18 protein-coding genes are annotated in these 20,925 nt (G+C 52.7%); 11 read left to right on the top strand and 7 right to left on the bottom strand.

Annotated elements, in window-relative coordinates; translation table 11 throughout:
- The 3 genes from HMPREF0980_RS03180 to HMPREF0980_RS03170 all read right to left on the bottom strand — a co-directional run bounded on the left by HMPREF0980_RS03180 (position 1) and on the right by HMPREF0980_RS03170 (position 6,249).
- Entirely contained in the window at positions 1–1,338 is a 1,338-nt protein-coding gene (locus tag HMPREF0980_RS03180; RefSeq protein WP_049727677.1) for a hypothetical protein, read from the bottom strand.
- 294 nt (positions 1,339–1,632) lie between these two features.
- Positions 1,633–5,430, bottom strand: coding sequence for a phosphoribosylformylglycinamidine synthase (locus HMPREF0980_RS03175; RefSeq protein WP_049727676.1), 3,798 nt, complete (start codon positions 5,428–5,430; stop codon positions 1,633–1,635).
- Between the two features lie 99 nt (positions 5,431–5,529).
- Positions 5,530–6,249, bottom strand: coding sequence for a TIGR01906 family membrane protein (locus HMPREF0980_RS03170; RefSeq protein WP_049727675.1), 720 nt, complete (start codon positions 6,247–6,249; stop codon positions 5,530–5,532).
- A gap of 96 nt (positions 6,250–6,345) precedes the next feature.
- Between HMPREF0980_RS03170 and HMPREF0980_RS03165 the strand changes: the two genes are divergently transcribed.
- Positions 6,346–7,242 (top strand): LysR family transcriptional regulator, encoded by an 897-nt coding sequence (locus HMPREF0980_RS03165; RefSeq protein WP_198146152.1) that lies wholly within the window; start codon positions 6,346–6,348, stop codon positions 7,240–7,242.
- A 7-nt stretch (positions 7,243–7,249) separates the two neighbouring features.
- On the opposite strand, the gene HMPREF0980_RS03160 is transcribed toward HMPREF0980_RS03165, so the two are convergent.
- From HMPREF0980_RS03160 to HMPREF0980_RS03150, 3 genes are read right to left on the bottom strand one after another with little or no spacing between them, the layout of a single operon-like run.
- Entirely contained in the window at positions 7,250–9,604 is a 2,355-nt protein-coding gene (locus tag HMPREF0980_RS03160) for an ATP-dependent DNA helicase (protein ID WP_049727673.1), read from the bottom strand.
- 25 nt (positions 9,605–9,629) lie between these two features.
- Positions 9,630–10,397 carry a TIGR03915 family putative DNA repair protein gene (locus HMPREF0980_RS03155; protein WP_049727672.1) on the bottom strand — a complete coding sequence of 256 codons (768 nt, stop codon included), beginning with the start codon at positions 10,395–10,397 and terminating at the stop codon, positions 9,630–9,632.
- 34 nt (positions 10,398–10,431) lie between these two features.
- Positions 10,432–11,754: a putative DNA modification/repair radical SAM protein gene (locus HMPREF0980_RS03150; RefSeq protein WP_049727671.1), complete on the bottom strand. Its 1,323-nt coding sequence runs from the start codon at positions 11,752–11,754 to the stop codon at positions 10,432–10,434.
- Positions 11,755–11,994: 240 nt separating this feature from the next.
- On the opposite strand from HMPREF0980_RS03150, the gene HMPREF0980_RS03145 reads away from it, so the two are divergent.
- The 10 genes from HMPREF0980_RS03145 (at position 11,995) to HMPREF0980_RS03100 (ending at position 19,401) form a co-directional block, all read left to right on the top strand.
- Positions 11,995–12,420, top strand: a complete 426-nt coding sequence (locus tag HMPREF0980_RS03145) for a hypothetical protein (protein ID WP_049727670.1) — start codon at positions 11,995–11,997, stop codon at positions 12,418–12,420.
- Positions 12,420–15,158: an RNA dependent RNA polymerase gene (locus tag HMPREF0980_RS03140; RefSeq protein ID WP_049727669.1), complete on the top strand. Its 2,739-nt coding sequence runs from the start codon at positions 12,420–12,422 to the stop codon at positions 15,156–15,158. Before HMPREF0980_RS03145 ends, HMPREF0980_RS03140 begins: the two co-directional genes overlap by 1 nt.
- Positions 15,159–15,413: 255 nt before the next feature.
- A complete protein-coding gene (locus tag HMPREF0980_RS03135) occupies positions 15,414–15,677 on the top strand; it encodes a phage holin (protein ID WP_049727668.1) in 264 nt (87 codons plus the stop codon).
- Between the two features lie 30 nt (positions 15,678–15,707).
- Positions 15,708–16,262, top strand: a complete 555-nt coding sequence (locus HMPREF0980_RS03130; protein WP_049727667.1) for a hypothetical protein — start codon at positions 15,708–15,710, stop codon at positions 16,260–16,262.
- Complete coding sequence (locus HMPREF0980_RS03125) at positions 16,259–17,050, top strand: hypothetical protein (protein WP_049727666.1); 792 nt, start codon at positions 16,259–16,261, stop codon at positions 17,048–17,050. Before HMPREF0980_RS03130 ends, HMPREF0980_RS03125 begins: the two co-directional genes overlap by 4 nt.
- Positions 17,051–17,094: 44 nt before the next feature.
- A complete protein-coding gene (locus HMPREF0980_RS03120) occupies positions 17,095–17,826 on the top strand; it encodes a hypothetical protein (protein WP_049728309.1) in 732 nt (243 codons plus the stop codon).
- Positions 17,827–18,074: 248 nt separating this feature from the next.
- Positions 18,075–18,302: a hypothetical protein gene (locus tag HMPREF0980_RS03115; protein WP_049727665.1), complete on the top strand. Its 228-nt coding sequence runs from the start codon at positions 18,075–18,077 to the stop codon at positions 18,300–18,302.
- Positions 18,299–18,871 carry a hypothetical protein gene (locus HMPREF0980_RS03110; protein WP_049727664.1) on the top strand — a complete coding sequence of 191 codons (573 nt, stop codon included), beginning with the start codon at positions 18,299–18,301 and terminating at the stop codon, positions 18,869–18,871. Before HMPREF0980_RS03115 ends, HMPREF0980_RS03110 begins: the two co-directional genes overlap by 4 nt.
- Before the next feature lie 28 nt (positions 18,872–18,899).
- Positions 18,900–19,121 carry a hypothetical protein gene (locus HMPREF0980_RS03105; protein ID WP_049727663.1) on the top strand — a complete coding sequence of 74 codons (222 nt, stop codon included), beginning with the start codon at positions 18,900–18,902 and terminating at the stop codon, positions 19,119–19,121.
- Positions 19,114–19,401 (top strand): hypothetical protein, encoded by a 288-nt coding sequence (locus HMPREF0980_RS03100; RefSeq protein WP_049727662.1) that lies wholly within the window; start codon positions 19,114–19,116, stop codon positions 19,399–19,401. Before HMPREF0980_RS03105 ends, HMPREF0980_RS03100 begins: the two co-directional genes overlap by 8 nt.
- A gap of 609 nt (positions 19,402–20,010) precedes the next feature.
- Here HMPREF0980_RS03100 and HMPREF0980_RS03095 read toward each other — a convergent pair.
- On the bottom strand, positions 20,011–20,616 hold the full coding sequence (locus HMPREF0980_RS03095; protein WP_049727661.1) for a hypothetical protein: 606 nt from the start codon (positions 20,614–20,616) through the stop codon (positions 20,011–20,013).
- Positions 20,617–20,925 lie beyond the last annotated feature (309 nt).

The following is a 20,925-nucleotide window of genomic DNA, read 5'->3' as shown; positions in this document are numbered from 1 at the left end:
CTACCGCCTGAAGTCTGAAGGGATCCATTTGTTTTGCCCTATCGGAACGCACCCCGGCACCTTTACCTCAAAGTTATTATATAAGCTACCGAGGATTTCCGCAAATCCGGCAGGGGTAAGCTGTAAGAAGTCAGGAGCCGAAGGAGAAACTGCCTTCCACTGGTCAAGGTAATGCTTCACCACCGCCAGGAGCTGCCTGTGAATCTCCCGTCCCGTGCCGAAGAAGGAATCGCCCTTTACCGCCCGCGTGTCCAGCCAGTCGCTGGAAACCCACACCTTGGCAAACTGTCTGAGAGGGAACTCAACATAATGTTTCGTACCGTATAAAAAGGGCTGCTTGCACACGGGATGGCCTCCAACAAATAAGAGAAAAAATGTATTGCCAATATTACCGAAGGTATTCCAGTCCCTGTCCGTCGTATGTCCGGAAGATTTTTTCATGCTGCCGGCCTCCGCCACTCCCAGAGAAAGGGCAGACCGGATAGAGGTAAAAGTCGGTTTTTCAACGGTCGTGTAATGTCGCACGGTAAAAGCCCCGATGTTCAGAGCCGGAGGAATCTCTGTCTTCTGCCGGAATGGGCTGAAAGCAAATATACGTCTCAGCAGTTGATTCTCAGCCGTGATATCCTGGATACTTTTTTCCAAAGTTCTTATTTGCAGGCGGGCTCTATTCTTTACATTACCCAATTCCACGAGCCGAGAATCCCCCATCGGAGGCGGAAGTGGCGGAGCAAGGGAAGAAACCGACGAGGTGGAAGAAGGTTCCTTTGTCGGTACTTTTTCCACAGTATGCTTATGATAAGCCTCATCTGCTTGTTCATAAGCAGCCTGTGCCCCGGCCAGAGCGTCTTTCATCCGTTCAGTCGTCCGCTCGTAGTATAGGAATAGATTGTTATGTATAATCTTCTGCAGGCCTATGGAGAATTCAGAAAGAGCCATTAATCTGTCTATGCTTTTCAAGCTGAAGCGCTTAGAATAATGTTCCAAGATAGTGCCGACAATGTCCGTGCGCCCTGGCAGCCGTTCGTTCTCATATAAGGGCTTGATGATGCTTTCCAGCTCCTTAGAATCGTAAACTGGAGTCAGATGCAGCACGTCCGCAATCTGCCTCAGCTCGGTGTATTCTTTGTTCGGTGCGCTTATACATACCTTTATAATACTTAAGTATAATTCTCTGTTTCCCGGAGGATACGTATAATCTTCTTCCAGCTCTGCTAATAGGTCCTCACCTTTTAAATGCGTCAGTCCGCCTGCCAGCTTTCCCTGAATTACAGGAGGATGGCTCGGAAACGTCTTCACTTTTGTACGCGGCCTTTTCTTTTCCTCATAGGTATACATCCTGGAATCACCTGCCCTTCTTTTCTTGGACGTCTCCGCCCGTTTGGCCCATTATAGCAGGCCGCGGCCCGTTTATCCGTGTATTTTCATACTTTGCGCCTATCCTTCCTATTTCAGAACAAAGTGGACGTTTTGTTCTGAAATAGGAAGCACTTAACGTATTTGCGGCGTTAACGTCAATCAGCATACGTCCAGACGCTACCTATGTAATAAAAAACTGCCCGGCACAACGCCGGGCAGCAGCTTGCTATTCTTGTTTGATGCATTTCCTGTCTTGCAGCAGGCTTATCACTGCTATTTGAAATATTCCACACCGGATTCAAAGATCTTCAGATCCTGCTCTCCGTAGATATTCACCGCCACAGAGCGGCCCCGCCTCTCGGAGTGGGCCATCTTGCCAAGCACCCGCCCGTCAGGGCTTGTGATACCCTCGATGGCATAATAGGAACCGTTCACATTCCACTCCTCGTCCATACTTATATTGCCGTCCGGGTCACAGTACTGGGTTGCCACCTGTCCGTTTGCAAACAGACGGGCAATCGTCTCATCATCCGCCACGAAGCGGCCCTCGCCATGGGACGCCGGATTCGTGTATACTCCGCCAAGGGCGGCTTTGGCAAGCCACGGCGACTTATCTGTCACGACCTTCGTATAGACCATCTTGGATATGTGGCGTCCGATCGTATTGTACGTGAGCGTCGGAGCATCCGCATCCTGCCCGACGATATCACCTTCCGGCACGAGGCCGAGCTTGATAAGCGTCTGGAATCCGTTGCACACCCCGAGTACAAGTCCGTCCCGCTCATTCAAAAGCTTCCGCACCGCCTCCTTCATCTTCTCGTTCTGGAAGGCAGTGGCGAAGAACTTGGCGGAACCGTCCGGCTCATCGCCCGCGCTGAATCCGCCCGGGAACATGATGATCTGGGACTGTCCGATGGCCTTCTCGAACACGCTTACGGAATCGGTGATTTCCGCGGCATCCATATTGCGGAATACCTTCGTGATGACTTTGGCTCCCGCGCGCTCGAACGCCTTCGCGCTGTCATACTCGCAGTTCGTTCCCGGGAATACCGGAATGAATACCGCAGGCTGTGCAATCTTGTGTGTGCACACATGGACGCCGTTGGCATGGAAGCAACCGTCTTCCCCGAGCCTTCCGGCTTCCGTCTCTTTCCCCGCCACGAAGAACGCCGTCGGGCCTCCTTCTGCCTCAGATCTGGTCGGGAACACCTTCTCCAGCGTCTCTGTCCACGCGGCTTCTGCCTCGCACAGGCCGATGCTCATATCTCCGTAGGAAAGTGCGGCATCGTCCGTCACCTCACCGATGACAGTATAGGTGATGCCAAGCTCTCCGACCTTCTCTGCCGGAACTTCTGCGACGATATCTCCAAACGCAGGGGCGAACAGGTCTCTTGCATCTACGCTGTGCTCTATCTTCACACCCATTCCGTTGCCGAATGCCATCTTGCTCACCGCGGCTGCGATGCCGTGGCGGTCCAGCGCATAGGCGGATACGATCCTGCCGCTGCGGATGTCGTCTGTAAACTTGCCGTACTGCTCCATCACCTGGCTGTACACCGGCACGTCATACGCATCCGTCTCTATGCGGAGCCATACGAGCTTATTGCCCGCCTTCTTAAGCTCCGGCGTGATGATATCCTTCTCTGTGGCAATGTCGACCGCAAAGGACACGAGGGTCGGCGGCACGTCGATGTCCTCAAAGGTGCCCGACATGCTGTCCTTGCCTCCGATAGACGGCAGGCCGAATCCAAGCTGCGCGTTGTAGGCGCCGAGAAGGGCCGCAAACGGCTGGCTCCATCTTCCCGGGTCTTCTGTCATACGACGGAAATATTCCTGGAACGTGAAGCGGATCTTACTGTAGTCCCCGCCTGCTGCCACAATCTTAGCCACCGATTCCGTCACCGCATAGATGGCTCCATGGTACGGGCTCCATGTGGACAGGTACGGGTCGAAGCCATAGCTCATCATCGTCACCGTATCGCAGTCTCCGGTCAGCACCGGAAGCCTGGCTACCATCGCCTGCGTCTCCGTCATCTGGTACTTGCCGCCGTGAGGCATGAATACGGAGGCAGCCCCGATGGAGCCGTCGAACATCTCCACAAGCCCTTTCTGGGAGCAGACGTTCAGGTCTTTCAGCGTATCGATCCATTTTGCCTTTACATCCGTTACCTCTTCCCGGTTCAGAATCGTGTCTGCACGGTTCGGTATATCGACCCTCACCGACGTCTCCTGATGGGCGCCGTTCGTGTCAAGGAACGCGCGGGACAGGTTGACGATCTCCCTGCCTCTCCAGGAGAGCACAAGCCGTGGCTCTTCGGTCACGACCGCCACCTTCGTGGCCTCCAGGTTCTCTTCTTTTGCATACGCCAGGAAGGCATCCGCATCCTTCGGATCCACGACGACAGCCATACGCTCCTGTGATTCCGATATGGCAATTTCCGTGCCGTCCAGGCCGGCATATTTCTTCGGCACCTTGTCAAGATCTACCCGCAGGCCGTCTGCAAGCTCCCCGATTGCGACGGACACGCCGCCCGCCCCAAAGTCGTTGCACTTCTTGATGAGCCTGCTCACCTCTTCCCTCCGGAACAGACGCTGAATCTTGCGCTCCGTCGGCGGGTTGCCCTTCTGCACTTCCGCTCCGCATGTCTCTATCGATTCTTCCGTGTGCACCTTGGACGAACCGGTGGCGCCGCCGCAGCCGTCCCGGCCCGTGCGGCCTCCAAGCAGGATGATGATGTCGCCGGGGTCGGATGTCTCACGGATGACCGCGCGCCTCGGTGCAGCGCCGAGCACCGCCCCGATCTCCATACGCTTCGCCACATAATTCGGATGGTATATCTCCTTGACCGCTCCCGTGGCAAGCCCAATCTGGTTGCCGTATGAGCTGTAGCCGTGGGCCGCTTCCCGCACGAGCTTCTTCTGGGGCAGCTTCCCTTTCATCGTATCTTTCACGGACGCGGTCGGGTCTGCCGCCCCTGTCACGCGCATCGCCTGATATACATAAGTACGGCCGGACAACGGGTCGCGGATTGCACCGCCAAGGCAGGTGGCCGCACCTCCGAATGGCTCTATCTCGGTCGGATGGTTGTGGGTCTCGTTTTTGAAGTTGACGAGCCACTCTTCTTCCACCCCGTCTACCGTCACCGGTACGACGATGCTGCATGCGTTGATCTCGTCCGACTCCTCCTGGTCTTCTAGCTTCCCTTCCTTCTTCAGCTTCCTCATGGCCATGAGCGCCAGGTCCATCAGGCAGACGAACTTGTCCTCCCGGCCTTTGAATATCTCGCTGTGGTCCGCGATGTACTGCCGGTACGTCTCCTCGATCGGCTCTCTGTAATCGCCTTCCCCGAACGCCACATCCTTAAGCTCGGTAGAAAAGGTCGTGTGGCGGCAGTGGTCGGACCAGTACGTGTCAAGCACGCGGATCTCCGTCATGGACGGATCCCTGCTCTCTTCTGCCTTAAAATAATTCTGGATATGCCGGAAGTCCTTAAACGTCATGGCAAGTCCAAGGGAGCCGTACAGCTCCTTAAGCTTCTCTTCGTCCATCTCTTTGAACCCGTCAAATATGATGACATCGTCCGGCTCCTCAAATTCCGTCACGAGCGTCTGCGGCTTGTCCATCCCTGTCTCTCTCGAATCCACCGGGTTGATACAGTGTGCCTTGACGGCCTCGAACTCTTCCTCCGTTACCGTTCCCTCTATGACATAAGTCGTGGCTGTCCGGATGACCGGCTGCTCGTCTGCCTTGATAAACTGTACGCACTGTACGGCCGAGTCTGCACGCTGGTCGAACTGGCCGGGCAGGAACTCGACGGAAAAGATCCTGCTGCCTTCCTTCACAGGGAATTCTTCCCTGTATAACGTATCTACCGGCGGTTCAGAAAAGATGCCGTTCAGTGCCTGCTCAAATATATCTTCCGATATGTTCTCTACGTCATAGCGGATCAGCACGCGCACGTCCGCTATGCCGCCGATGCCGAGATAGCTCTTCACCTCATGCTTCAGGTCCTTGGCCTGTACGGCAAAGCCCGGCTTCTTCTCTACATATACTCGTTTTACACTGCTCATTGATCTTCCTCCGTTCATAAATTGTATGATTATCTTGTTCCATCATAACATACTTGATATTATTAGTGAAATTAATATAACTTAACTCTCTTATAAGTGTCACTTATCATCTTTGTCCTTCTTCCCATCCCTCTTTGCCGTGACGGTCCGCCAGACTCTCAAGAGTATCCAGATGGCTGCAAGGCTTCCGATAAACACCGCCCCGATCCGCATCGTCATGTCATAGAAGAATCCTTCCGGCAGCATCCGTATCATATAATCCGTGGCCGGGTCGAAGAGCCATAGGTCGTTTGTAAAGAATATCTCATGGAATATGGTAAAGTATTTCGTAAAATCGGATGCGAACAAAAGCCCGAGCAGGAGTACGATTACGAGGAACAGCCCCAGCCCCGCCGAATAAGCCTTCGGGATGAGCCTTTTCAGGTCCGCCCTCCTGACCGCAAGAAGCACCGTCAGAATTACGAATATGACGAGACAGGCTGTCCGCACGTCAAGCCCTCCGAGAAAGAGGTTCTTCACGTCCGCCATATGCGCCCGGTCCTGCTCGTTGAAGAAGTCCTGGTTCCTGCCGTCCACATCCGTGATGACGGACAGCTCCTCCTCTTCCCCGATCAGATAGGCCATCATGTGCTCCGTCACATCCATGACTTCCGGCATCTCCATGCCCAGGGCTTCGGTCACGTTATATTTGGCATATTCCTTCTCATAGAACTTATACTCCGGGTCTCCGTAGGCGGCGAGCTGGAAGCTCGTGATCAGGATGGCTGTGATAAGGAACAGCATTGCCGCTACCGCTATAATTGTATGTGATTTCTTCATATCGTATCTCCTCCGTCTCCATCTTATCACACTGTATATTGTAATTCATCCTATTTTGACTTATAATAAAGAACAGATTTATAAGGAGGACTTATAATGGATATCAATTACGAACTGTACAAAGTGTTCTACCATGTGGCTGTGAGCTTAAGCTTCTCCGAGGCTTCCAAACAGCTCTACATCTCCCAGTCCGCGGTGAGCCAGTCCATCAAGACTCTGGAGAAGAAGCTGGATGAGACGTTGTTCATAAGGAGCACAAAAAAAGTCCGGCTTACGCCGGAAGGGGAGATACTGCTGCGCCACGTCGAGCCTGCCATCAGCCTGATAAAGCGGGGAGAGACGCAGATCATGGATGCCGCCTCCCACGGCGGACAGATCCGTATCGGCGCCAGCGACACGATATGCCGCTACTTTCTCGTCCCCTATCTCGAACAGTTCCATAAGACCTTCCCGGGCGCACATATCAAAGTGACGAACGCCACTTCGATACGCTGTGCGGAGCTTCTGGAGAGCGGCCTGGTGGATCTGATCGTCGTCAACTACCCGAACTCTTATCTCGGAAACATGGCCTCGGTAAAAGCAATCAAGACCTTCCAGGACGTCTTCATAGCGAACGAAGCCTTCACTTCCCTGAGGGGCCGGATCCTGTCCTTCCGGGAGCTCCTCGAGTATCCGATCCTCATGCTCGATAAGAAGAGCACGACGAGCGAATTCCTCCACACCCTGTTCCAGCAGCACCAGCTCGACCTCGTCCCGGAGATAGAACTGAGCAGCAACGACCTGCTCATCGACCTGGCAAGCATCGGCCTTGGAATCGCCTTCATCCCGGACTACTGCATCCCCCACAAGTCCACAGGCCTGTTCACCGTAGAGACGAAAGAAAAGCTGCCGCAGCGGGAGCTTGCCGTGGCATACAACGAGCATATGCCGGTGTCAAAAGCCGTGGGAGAATTCCTGCACTGCCTGACCGGGACGGACGGCGCACGCAAGTGAGGCTGCATCATCCTTCCGGTTCCCAGAACCGGTGCATCTGCTCTTTCACATTCCTCAGGCTGCAGTACCACGCCGTCTTCCACTCCCGGGGAAATATCTCCCGGTACCTTACGTCGCCAAACCGCTCGTCCAGCAGGAGGATGACGCCCCGGTCCTCATCCGTCCTTATGACCCGTCCCGCCGACTGCAGCACCTTGTTCATCCCCGGATACAGGTAGGCATAATCAAAGCCTCTGTATCCTTTCCCGTCAAAATACGCCTTCAGAAGCTCCCGCTCGCGGCACACCTGGGGAAGCCCGGTTCCGATGATGGCCGCGCCGATCAGCTTATCCTCTACCAGGTCGATGCCCTCGGAGAAGATGCCGCCCATGACGCAGAAGCCCATGAGGCTCTTTTCCCGCTCCTCCTCAAAATTCTCGAGAAAAATCTCCCTTGCCTCCTCTGACATATACTGCGACTGCATGACATATTCGATATCTTCACGGTCTTCCGTCAAAGAGAGGAACTGTGCATATACCTGCTCCATAAACTGATAGGACGGAAAGAAGGCGATGTAATTCCCCCTTTTCGTCTCCGCCACCTGCTTCAGATACTCTGCATAACGCCGGTACATGTCCTCGCTCCGCCTCGTATACTTGGTGCTCACGTCCATCCCGAGCAGAAGCAGCCGGCGCTCTTCCTCGAAGGGCGATAATGCATAGATGGCGTAGTCGTCCTTCTCGGTACTTAAGAGCTCTTTATAATAGTGCATCGGCAGAAGCGTGGCTGAGAAGAATATGGCACTGTTCCCTTTCTCAAGGAATTCTTTCAGGTTCGCCGCCGGGTTCACGCAGAAAAGCCGGACTTTGAACCTGCCGGAATCCTCAAGCTCCGAGTAGATGAGATAATTCTCATCCAGCCTGTCATAGATGCCGAGGAACATACGCACATCGAAATACAGGTCGAGCACCTTCTTCCGCTTCTCTTCCTCCGTACAATCTTCCAGATACCGCTCCAGCTCTGTCATGAGATTCATCAGCTTCAGGTAGATGTGAGATGCGCTGTCCAGCACCTGATACGTCTCGCATTCCCGCTTCAGCGCCAGCATCTGCTTGTTGCACTCCTCCAGCCGCCTGGCAAGCTTCGAATCCTCCTGCTTCACGAGCCTTTTGATCTCCAGAAAGTCCTCCTTATACAGGGCGGCGCTGTACATCTCCCGCCCCCGTTCCACAAGGTTGTGGGCCTCGTCGATAAGAAAGAGGTATTCCCCGCTCATGCCGTCGCCGAAAAAACGCTTCAGATGTGCGTTCGGGTCAAATACATAGTTGTAGTCGCAGATGACGCCGTCCACCCAGAGCGACACGTCAAGACCCATCTCAAACGGACAGACGTTCCATCTGCGCGCCTGCTCCTCTATCACTTCCCTGCTCATGTCATCGGAGGTGGTGATAAGCTCGTACACGGCGTCGTTCACCCTGTCATAATGTCCTTTCGCATACGGGCAGTAGTCCGGGTTGCAGTTGGCCTCCTCGCAGAAGCAGATCTTCTCCTTTGCAGTGAGCGTAATCACCTTGAACCGGAGCGCCTGCTCCTTCAGCGTCTCAAACGCCTGCTGCGCCACGGTCCTCGTAATCGTCTTGGCCGTGAGGTAGAAGATCTTCTCCCCAAGCCCCTCCCCTACTGCCTTCACCGCCGGAAACACGGATGCCATCGTCTTGCCGACGCCGGTGGGCGCCTGGATGAACAGCTTCTTCTTCCTCAGGATCGTCCGGTAGACGGAGGAGACGAGATTCTTCTGTCCGTCCCTGTATGCAAAGGGAAATTCCACGCCTTTGATCGAAGCGTTGCGCTTTTCCTTCCATGTAATCTCATATCTGGCCCATTTCTCATACTTGCCTGCCACTTCAAAGAACCAGTCCTTAAGCTCTTCCGCCCCATAGACGGACTGGAACCGCTTGATCTCTTCTGTCTCCATGTTGCAGTACGTCATCTGGACGCCGATCCTGTCCAGTCCGTTCTGCTCTGCGTACATAAACGCATAACACTTTGCCTGGGCAAGATGCACTTCCACCGGCTCGGCCAGAAGGTGCAGCTCCTTGAACACCCCCTTAATCTCATCTACGACGGTCCCCTCCGGCGTATCGATGATGCCGTCCGCCCTGCCCTCGATCTGCAGGTCGAACCCCCGGCAGCCGATGACATGCTTAAGAACCACTTCCGCATGGTAATCTGCTCCCATCTGGCGCTGTATCTTCCGGTGTATCTTCCCGCCGAGCAGCATGGCGTCTTTGTCCGCGCCGGCCGTCCGGTTGTCTATATCGCCGCTTTGCAGGATGAACTCCACAAGCCTGCGTACGGATATTCGAATCAATGGCTGTTCCATACAATCTCTTCTTTCCTGAACATAGTCAATGATTAAATTCTACCATATTTTTCTGAAACCGCAATGGCAAATGCTGTAACTGCCTGCTGCGGCTCTCTCTTGACTCTATGGAAATCGTATGGAAGAAGCCTTTCCAGAGGCGGGCATATTCCCGTTCCCTGTCCGATATGTTATGGACCGCGTCTATGTCAAGCTGCTCGTTCAGCCCAAGCACCCATTTCTTACCCGCCTCATGGACGACGAAGGTCTTGTGCGCATTGTCGTATATCATCCAGTTCTCCTGCGGCAGCCGGTCCGCAAAATGAGGCGCAAGGCAGGTGAGCACCTGGTTCTTCGGCGTAATCTCTGCAAAGAGCACCCCGTTCACCAGTTCCCGGAAACGCAGGAACCCCTTGAACGCATGCGCCTCGCCGCCCACCGTCCGGCTCAGCTCGAACACCTTCTCCACTGCCGGATGGCTCAGATGCTCCATGATCTTCCTGCTGTCCCTGATCCTTCTGGCCGCCAGCATCGTGCCGAGTATGGCGTCCCCCTTGCCCGCGTCTGCCGCAAGGGCAGCATGGTAGATATCCCAATAGGCAGGGCGCCCCAGGTTCTTCTTGATCATCGTCTCCACGACCACCGCCTTATGCTCTGTCTCCACTGTCTCCACATAGTCGCAGAAGAGCTGCTGCTCCAGCGCCCCCCGCAGCGCTATCCCGCACGTGTCCTCTTCCCCTTCCGCCTTCCACGCGTCGTATATGCCGGAAAATATGCCGGTAACCGTATCGGTGCAGATATAGATTGTCTTCATGTCCTCTCTCCCCGTATCTTCATTCTAGCCTGTCTCAGCGCAGGCTCACCGCGCCTGCCGAGCCGAACCTCATATCGTCGAAAAGGGAAAGCTGGCGGTAGGTCATCCCCGTGATTCCGTCCGGAAGCTTTTCCTTCGTATCCAGGAGGTTCCGCGTGATATAATCTTCCTCTATCTTCGTCGGATACATCATCCTGCCGCTGCACGTGATGAAATAGAGCGCCCGCTTCAGGACGACTCCTATCTTCTTCAGATCCTGGAACCCCAGCGTCCCGAGCCGCCTCGCCTTCACGATACGCCCGGCAGACTTGTAGCCGATGCCCGGTACGCGAAGCAGCATCTTATAATCCGCCCGGTTGACTTCCACCGGGAACTGTTCCAGATGCTTCAGCGCCCAGTTGCACTTCGGATCCAGCAGCACGTTGAAGTTCGGATGCTCCTCCGACAGAAGCTCCGCCGCTTCAAACTGGTAATACCGCAGCAGCCAGTCCGCCTGATAGAGCCTGTGCTCCCTGAGCAGCGGCGGACCCTCATCCGTCCGGGCCGGAAGGGTGGCGTCCTCATTGACATGGATGAACGCGGAATAAAATACCCGTTTCAGATCGAACTTCTGGTACAGCGACTCCGCCACCTGCATGATCTGGTAATCGCTCTCCGGCGTGGCGCCGATGATCATCTGCGTGCTCTGTCCCGCAGGGACGAACCGCGGCGCATTCCGGTACGCCTGAATCTCATACTTGTTCTCCGCCATGCCGTTCTGCACGAGCCGCATCGGAGCCAGTATGTTCTTCCTCGTCTTATGGGGTGCGAGCAGCTTAAGGCTCTCTGCCGTCGGAAGCTCCAGGTTCACGCTCATCCTGTCCGCCAGAAAGCCAACCCTCCTTACAAGCTCCTGATTCGCTCCCGGGATTGCTTTGACATGGATATACCCTTGGAAGTTGCACTCTTTCCGGAGCTTGAACAGCGTGGCATAGATCAGCTCCATCGTATAGTCCGGGCTCTTCAGGATGCCCGAGCTCAGGAACAGCCCTTCGATATAATTGCGCCTGTAGAATTCCATCGTCAGCGTACAGACCTCCTCCGGGGTGAAGGAGGTCCTCGGCACGTCATTGTTCCTCCGGTTGATGCAGTATTTACAGTCATAGATGCATTCATTCGTAAAAAGTATCTTGAGCAGCGAGATGCATCTGCCGTCCGCCCCGAAGCTGTGGCAGATGCCCGTCTGCTCGCAGCTCCCCATTCCGGTCCCGTCGCCGCTTCTGGAAGTTCCGCTTGACGTGCAGGCCACGTCATATTTGGCCGCGTCGGACAGGATATTCAGCTTGTCATACATGGACATCGTTTCCTGGATTCTCATAATGCGCCTCCGTATCATCCTTATCTTTCCCAAAAGCATAGAGAACATGTGTTTGAATTCATTTTACAAACATATGTTCTCTTTGTCAATACTTTTTCGCGATTAATTACGTTCCTTTTCCATCCTGCTTTTATCGCTTGACACGAACTTATGTTCGGTGTTATATTAGTCCAAACAGATTTGACTGTATGATTGGAATTTCGCACTATACATATTTTTTTTACGAAGGAGGTGATACCTGTGACAATCCAGGAACTGAAGGACACGATATACGTATACACAAGCCCTGACTCTGCCGCCCCGTCCGTCCATATGACAGACCCACAGTGGCAGCAGAAGTTCCGGCTCATGAAGCAGACGGTGCGCCCTTCCGGACAGAGGCGCATGTCCGGCGGCCATACATCCGAAGCGGCTTGCCGAGGCGGCATCCGGTCCGGCACGTACGACGGGGCCACGAACTGGCAGACGTACGCCATGTATATCAATGACACGCTCTCGCAGCTTCGGTCCGGGGAGACGGCATATGCCTGGTTCACATACCAGATCCGGGATCTGCTGTCATACGAGCACGACAGGCTCTGCTCCCGCTACTGTCCCCAGGACCGTATGTGGATCCTCTGGCTGGAGGGCAGAAGCGGCAATCATAAAGCGAAGGGAGGAATATGATGAAAAAGAAACGAAACCGAACGCTGTCGGGACAGATACATATCTATTCATTAGAAACGGGCTGCTTCTATACAGAGAAGGAAGAACGGCTGCACCGTCTAATGGCGCGTTATATGAAGCATAAGGCTGCGCTTAAGTCTGCATCCACAGACGGCTATGACGATGATACGATACAGAAGTATGAGGCACTGCGCACCCATGTAAACAGTAAGATCAAGAGCTATAAAGCACTGCTGGCAGAGGAGCTCGTCTCCGACCCTGACATCGTGCGCACGCTCCCGGAAGATAAGCTGACGGATACGAGGATCATCTCTGTCTTTGAATCCACACTCACACGGACAGCCGGGATAAAAGCCGGCGAGCTCACGACCGGTATCATCGTCGTGCAGACTTATTTCTACGACGTCATCCGTCAGCTTATCGTCAACGGCTTCTATTATAAGCGGGAAAAATATATCTACTTTACCTCATCGGCCGGGCAGATCCGGACGAAGAAGACCGTCTTCATAAAAGAAAGCCTCTGGAAGAAGATAGAGAAGCCGCTCATGTGCGGACTCACCGTTCCGGCAATCAACGAGCAAGGAGGCATGAACCCCAACAAGTTCCTTGCCTATCTCGCCCTGTCTAACTCTGCCACAGAGCCGTGGACCGGCTTCGATATCAGAAGATGCATCGTCGTGCCCGACTTCGAGACCACCGTGCGCTGCAACGTGGATTTCATCCATGACGACACTTACACGATCGAGCGGAAGGAGACGGATGTCCCCATTCCCCACACGGACGGCTGCGGCATGATACTTCCCCGGCTGTCCCGGAAGAACTTCATGGTCCGTCTCCCCTGGATGAAGGGGCTGCTCGCCTCCTTCGACTTCGTCAAGTTCATCCGTGAACACGGCGCATCCCCCGTCGTCACGGATATCTACGGGAAGCGGTGGGATATCCTCGCCGACCGCATCCAGATCATCTTCACAGAGAGCCAGTTCAAGATGAGCCGCTTCTACACCTCATGGGAACAGTACCAGTCGTACTTCGAGGACTATGGGTGCCAGGCCGGCATCTGCAACATGGAAGAAGATTATGTTCCCGATGCCACCCTCAATTACCAGATGCTGCAGACGCTCACCGACATCACGGAAGAAGAGGCGGCCTATCTCATCCGTCCTTCTCTTCACACGCTGGAGAAGCTCTCTTCCGACAAGAAGACGATACTGCGCGTCTTCGGAGCGGTCCCCGGCAACCCTGACAAGACATGGCTCCAGCAGGCGCTCCTCCTCTATCCGGAGATGATTGCCGACGAGTATATCCGGGCAAGGCTCAGGGAAATCAAGAAAAGCCTTGTAAAAGAATACCGCTCCGGCAAGCTGGAGGTCTCGGGCAAGTATACGTTTATCGTACCAGACCTGTACGCTTTCTGCGAGCGCCTGTTCCTCGGCATCCCCGAACCGGAAGGGCTGCTGGCGGACGGGGAAGTGAGCTGCCGCCTGTATTACGCCGGCAAAAAGGTGGACTGCCTGCGAAGCCCCCACCTGTACCGGGAGCACGCAGTCCGCAGAAATATAAAAGATGAAGCCACCGCCCGCTGGTTTACGACCAACGCCCTCTACACGAGCACCCATGACCCCATATCGAAGATCCTCCAGTTCGACGTGGACGGCGACCGTTCCCTCGTGGTAGGCGACCCCGTATTCGTGGAGATTGCGGAGCGCAATATGGCTATGGACGACATCGTCCCCCTCTATTATGAGATGAAAAAGGCCCGGCCTGCGCCCCTGTCCCGGAAAGTCCTGTATGAAGGTATCAGCGCCGCCTACAGAGGGGGCAATATCGGGCGCTACAGCAATAGCATCTCTAAGATATTCAACAGCGTAGACTGGGGCAACGTGACAGAGAAGAAAAAGGAGGAAGCGCTCCGCGTCATCAAGCTGCTCTGCATGGAGAACAACTTCTGCATCGACATGGCCAAGACCCAGTACATGCCGGACCGGCCGAGGGATGCCGACACCCTCATCCGCACCTATACGAAAGGCAGGCTGCCCCACTTCTTCCTGTATGCGAAGGACAAGACGGAAAGCCAGGTAGAGCCGGCCGGCACAAGCTTTGTAGACCGGCTGGAAGAACAGATCCGCTACCGCCCCATCCGGCTCGCAGGTAAGAACTTCGGAAAATTCTCTTATACGAAGCTGATGTGCCGCCCCCGCATCGAGATTGACGACCAGGTTATCGAGGCGTACGACAGGCTGAACCGGAAGTACCACTTCCGGCTGAACCCGGGCAGTGCCGACAATGTGGATTACGTCATCGAGACGGTCCGTAAGGAGCTGCTCGGCTTAGGCTACAGCGAGACGGATATATGCGACATGCTCGTCAAGCACCTGTACCGGAAGAAGACGCCTCATAAGGAACTGCTCTGGCAGTGCTTCGGTTCTGTCATCGTCGGCAGCCTGAAACAAAATCTGCCGGAGGGCAGCATCCAGTGCGAGAGCTGCGGCACCCGTTTCGTTCCCACGTCGCCGAACCAGAAATACTGTCTCGGCTGCGGCACGTACCGCCCGGCAGGGACGAAGACGATAGCGTGCATCGACTGCGGCTGCGCCGTGGAAGTGGACGCGAAAGATACGAAGACGTGCCGCTGCCCCCTCCACCGACAGGAGCATCAGAAGAAGCTCAGGCAGGAACAGAACCGGCGGGCTTACGAGAGGCGCAGGCAGAATCAGCAGGCAGCAAGTTCTGTTTCATGATGTCCGAACCCCTTGTAAAATCAAGCTTTCCCCGGCGTTAGTAGAACATATGTTCTTATCCAGACGTGCCGGAACCGCCGAAACCGCAAGGGTTGAAACCATATTTTTCCAATTCGCCTACAAGGGAACATACCCGCACACTTCTTTTCCTATTCTTTTCTCCGGAAGGAGGGCCGGCTTATCAGAAGCCGGCTCTCTTTCCTTCTGTCAAGAATACAGATGCATCTGGACAATTATAAAAGGAGGTGGATGTCTATGCACATCAACTGGAAACTGCGTCTTGGCAACAAGGTGACGCTGACTGCCATCATCATGGCGCTTATCTCACTCGTCTACCAGCTTCTCGGTATGGCCTGTATCGTTCCCCCCGTCTCTGAATCCCAGTTGGTAGAGACCGCAGGAATGGCAATCAATCTGCTCGTATTGCTCGGCATCGTCACGGACCCGACGACAGAAGGCGTCTCGGACAGCCGGAAAGCCCTGACTTATGATCAGCCAAAGCAGAAAGAACAGCCATGAAACCTGCACACACTATAAGGAGGTGAAAGAATGGAAAGAAGCAAGAACCCGCTGGAAACGCTCGGAAAGATTAAGGACACCCTTTCGGACCTGTTCTTTGAAGACGAACTCGTACAGAAGCTAATCATGCCTGTACTTGACGACAGCCAGCTCTCGCCAAAAGAGAACTGGACGTCCTTCCACTGCTTCGACACCGCAGTGCCGCCTGCTTCTGTTAAGGAAGACCAGGCATTCCTCTGTCTTGAGACAGAGGCCCCGCTCACTGCCGGCGCTGCCCTGCAGGTGCGTATCACCATACATGTATACGCCCGCGGCAGCATGCTTCGCATGACAGAGGCCATGAAGCAGGAATACGCATCGGCCTACGGACTGTCCGGCAACCGGATCGACATGGCTCTGGCGGCCATCCACCGCGCCGTCACCGCAGATGAGACACTTCTGCGCACGTTCGGCACCGGTATGATGCAGCTCGCGGAAGAGAAGCCGGTCACTTCGCTGTGGCAGGACGAGCGCTTCTATGGAAAGTCTCTGAGCTACACCATCTGCCAGATGCCAATCAGGCCGAAGGGTCAGGTGGCGCGATGAAGCTCGATTATTATGACCTGATCAGCCCCGCGCCATTTGCCATACAAGGCGTGGGCAGCATCCGGCCGCTCACGCTCAGAGACGTCTCCAAAGTGACCGGGCGCGTCTACTCCACTTATCTCGCACTGCTTAACATATCCCCGGAAAAATACTGTACAGAAGTGAATGAAAGCTTGAAACCCTGGTACGAGCACCTGAATGAAGAACAGCTGTCGTGTCTGACCATGTACGATATCGCCGCCAGCAGCACTGCATTGCAGCAGTCCTTTTCCGCCATCTTCGACTTCTTCTTCGAGGAGCGTGTCCTTTATGACACGTCAAAGGATGCCTTCGTCGTCTTCCGTCCCGTCAAAGATGAGGAGGGCAGAGACAGCATCCATATCACAGGAACCATCCACAAGGGCAACTATCTGGAGGTCTGTGATATCATCCTGCAGTTCGGACACATAGATACGAAAGATACCGTAGACCCTGCCAGGGTAAAAAACAAAAAGGGTCTGGCCCGGTATCAGGAAATGCAGAAGCACAAGAAAAAGAACCGTATCAGGCCCAAGGCCAATGCCGACCTTGAGCTTGCCAACATCATCTCTGCCGTCTGTGCCATGCACAGCAGCATTAATTATACAAACGTGTGGGATATGACCGTCTACCAACTCTGGGATACATTTGCCCGGCTGCGCAACAATGAGATCTACGCATCCGGCAGAACTTCTGTCTCCGTATGGGGAGACAAGGAGAATAAGTTCGACTACAACTTATGGTTCAAGAACATTACAACTACAAACTGACCCGGCCCCTTGAAGGACCGGCAGAAAAACAGGAGGATTATATTATGGGATTAAATTCAAAAATGGCGAACAGAGAAGTTCAGAAACTGATTTTTAAGGATTACACGACAAAGAAGCCTTTCCTGAACCTCGACTTCGCAAACACATCTACAACAGAGCTTACAGGCGAGACGATGTTCGCTTACGGCGGACAGGGACATCCGAAGAGAGTGTCCTTCGCAGGTGAAAAGGGCGGCACGCTCACTATCGAGACACAGATGCAGTCTGTCAAGCTGTGGGAGCTCATCACCGGCGGCGACGTATCCAAATCAGCAAAATACACGAAGCGGGTTGTCCTTCCGGTAGCAGAAGGCAAGGTGACGCTTCCTGAGGCTCCGGCTGAAGGCTTCGCTCCTGACTTCTATGCAGAAGACGATGACTGCGGCAAAGAGCTCAGCGCTACGATGGCCGGTGCGATTGCCACTCTGGCAGATGCAGACGGTATCACATCTGTAGTTGCCTACTATGTGAAAGAAGTCACAGATAAGGTAGAAAGAATCAACATCAAGTCTACCAGCTTCCCGAAAGCATTTATCGTGGAAGGCGAGACATACATGAAGACAGAGGACGACGACATCCTTCCGGCAAGAATGATTGCCTACAAATGCGTACCTCAGTCTACGATGTCACTTGCATTTGCCAACAACGGAGATCCGGGCGCTGTCACAATCACCTGCGACCTTCTGGCAGACAAGGACAACAACATCCTCGACCTGATCGTAGAGGAAGAAGCATAATTCCAGTTTTATCAGTATTGTAGTTAGGCCTCACCGCCGCGGCGCAGCGTGAGACCGTCCGCAGGAGACCACTCGTCTCCTGCGGCATCCTTATAAGGGCAGAAAATACAATACGGGTATTTTCTGCCCTTTTTTTTACATGGGAAAGTTTATCCACTTTATTTTGAAACGCATCGTTTGTCCTCATAATAAGGAAAACCAACAGAAGAAAGAAGGGAACCATCATAGGCAGATTAAGATTTGACACATTGACAGAAGCCTTTGCATGCTACGGGGAGAGCAGCCTTGTGCCCATCGACACGCTGCCTCAGATACTCATGTATGCGAAGTCCGGCTGCCAGCCGGTCCACATCTGTGAGTCCGAGCGGCCCGACAAGAAAGGGAAGATCGTATGCTGGTACTTGAAATCCGAGACACAGTACGCATACAGGAAATGGAAAGAAAGCAAACCGAAAAAGGAGGAAAAGAATCAATGAAAAAGGAAAACCCGGCAATCAAGACAACCCTGTCCATGGAGGACAGGATACTCATGCCCCAGGAGCTGGCAGAAGGATACTTTACGGCAGACAGCGAGGGACGTGTAAGCTATACCCCTTACTACGCCGACATGATGCTCATCAACGTATTCTTCCTGCACTGCGTGGACGGCATCGCCTTCGAGGTCAAAGAGACCGAAGGCGGAACGAATGAAATCGCAGAGAACATCTACGAAGCTGTCACGAAAGACGCGGAGCTCATGAACCTCTACGACGAGTTCTTTGAACAGGATAAGGACTCTATCCCGTCCTGCCCGTACAAAGAGGCCGTCATCCAGATGTACGGCATCCTCTCGGACACGGAAAAGATGGTAGAGTTCAGAAAGCAGCAGCTCATCCACGAAAAAGAAGACGCGCTCACCGCCCTCCTTCTTGCTGCCACGAAAAAAATAGAGGCCGTGGATCCGAAGCTGCTGAACCTCAGGGAAGCTCTGGAGTACGTAAAGGATACGTACAACCCGGCACAGGCCGCCCATGTGCGGAAGGCCCGTAACAAGGAAACAGATTGATACAGCGTCATGCACGGAGGTGTGATATATGGACAACAATGATTATGTAAAAGTCCTCGGTGTCAGATTCGACGCGCTGGAAGGTCTGACCGTCGTCGCCGACAGCAATGTAAAGGATTTAGAAGCCGCGGGGCGGTACGCGGCAGAACACGACGACGGTACTGCCATCTGGATAAGCGTCCCGTGCAGATGTGATATCTGTAGAATCTTTTCCAAACCAAATGAAAGAAGGGAGGATTCCATTGAGTGAACAATATAACATAAACGTACAGCCTGTACTGAATACAGACGCACTGTACGAACAACTCAATCAACAGAAATATAAAATAAATGTAGAGATTGACAGCGCCGCCTTAAGCGGACAGCTTCAGTCCGCGGTGAACAGCATCACGAGCGGGGCGCCTGCGAAGGTACCGGTGGAGATGGATACGAGCGGGCTGCAAAAAGGGCTAAGTTTCTTTAATACGGTTGCCACTAGTATCGATAATCTTAAAACTGCTGGTCAATCTCTAAACAAGAGCCTGGATTAACCCATAAAGCACAGGGTAACATTAATTTTATGTGAGTCCACTTCACAATAAGAATATGACGAACATGGTGTCATAGACAAGTTGTGTTAATAGGGGTTCTTTAAATATACCCAAAGGAGTATTGGAGGCCTGGTAATTCCTCTTTGCTGGAACGGAAAGTGATATGAAACCGAAACAGAGCTGGTGACAGCATATGGTATGGTTTAAAAATTCATATGGCAAACTATGTATAAATACATAAATGTCCCAATCAGCAGTACACTCATCTGGCGTCAGTTGAATCATATAATCTGGTAAAACAGGATAAAGATTCTTAACAGTGAGGATATTCAACGACTACCCATCCTTGTAGCTGGCATGACCTTACATTTCCAGCTATTAAAGTATAGTCTAAGTGTGATGCTTACCTGCTAGGCATATAAATATTACCCGTCAACAACGGTGCTGCCCTCTCTCTGTTGTTTACGTTTGTCATAAGAGGGTTTAAAAGTTGTCTAAAAATAATTATAAACAAATTAAAAAATAAAACTTTATCATAAGTTAATAAAAATACATTGCGACTATATAGATATTGCTTCTGCCATTATAAGCAGACTAACTTTCGAAATACTATTTCCACTTATTCCCGCAATTTTTACATTTGTTCCAACGCACATACAAAGTATTCACACTACCCACTGAAGCAGTCCACTTTCCTATATCTGTACTACCACACCTTGGGCAACGAGGAAGTCTGGCTTCAGCCTCTCGTTTCTCTTGCGCTTCTCTTCCTTCAAATGCATTTATATCAAAGGTACTTGGAAATTGCTGTTTTAAAAAAATCACATATGGATTACCACCCTTAATCCTAGTCATTTCTTCCATTATCCTCGGGTCTTTTCTTTGTATCATACGTTCCAATTCCAATATATCTATTCCCAGATTTTCCATAACCTTTTCCGCTATCCCATCTAAAGAATCATTATACATTTTTGAAAACTCTTGTTCATTATACATTAACTGCACCATTGGAATATCACAATAATCACATTTTAAATCCACAGCACCTGTTAAGCCATTACTTTGTTTCCCACATCTGGTGCACATGATTTTTTTCTTCAAATCATCTATACCGCTGTCATGTAAATATGTTTGAAGTGGGAACTCACAAAAAGGACATTCTATTTCATACGAGCCTATTTTTCTTTTACATCTTGGGCATATCACATAAATCATAAATTCACCTCCATATTTTTAATTATTATAACATTTTATCAAATGAAATGACAATCAATTGATAAATTTAGAACAACACTTGCCACTAAGAAACTCTATCTTGGCTGCGTCAGCTGACGGCATAACATCAAATATGGGAAATCTTACTCAAACATGTACCGCTGCTGCCTCAGGAGCAGGTACATTAACTTCAACCTTCTCAGGATTGCTCTCCACGCTTGCTCCTTTGGCCCCTTTGATAGGTGTAGTTTCTGCATCAATCGGTGGTCTTTTACTTATCAATGGCCTGACGGAAAGTTATGATGATGC

The sequence above is a fragment of the Dorea sp. D27 genome (genome assembly GCF_001185345.1).
Lineage (GTDB): Bacteria > Bacillota > Clostridia > Lachnospirales > Lachnospiraceae > Extibacter.
The sequence above is the reverse complement of the archived record's forward strand: the minus strand, read 5'-3'. Positions and strand labels throughout refer to the sequence as shown.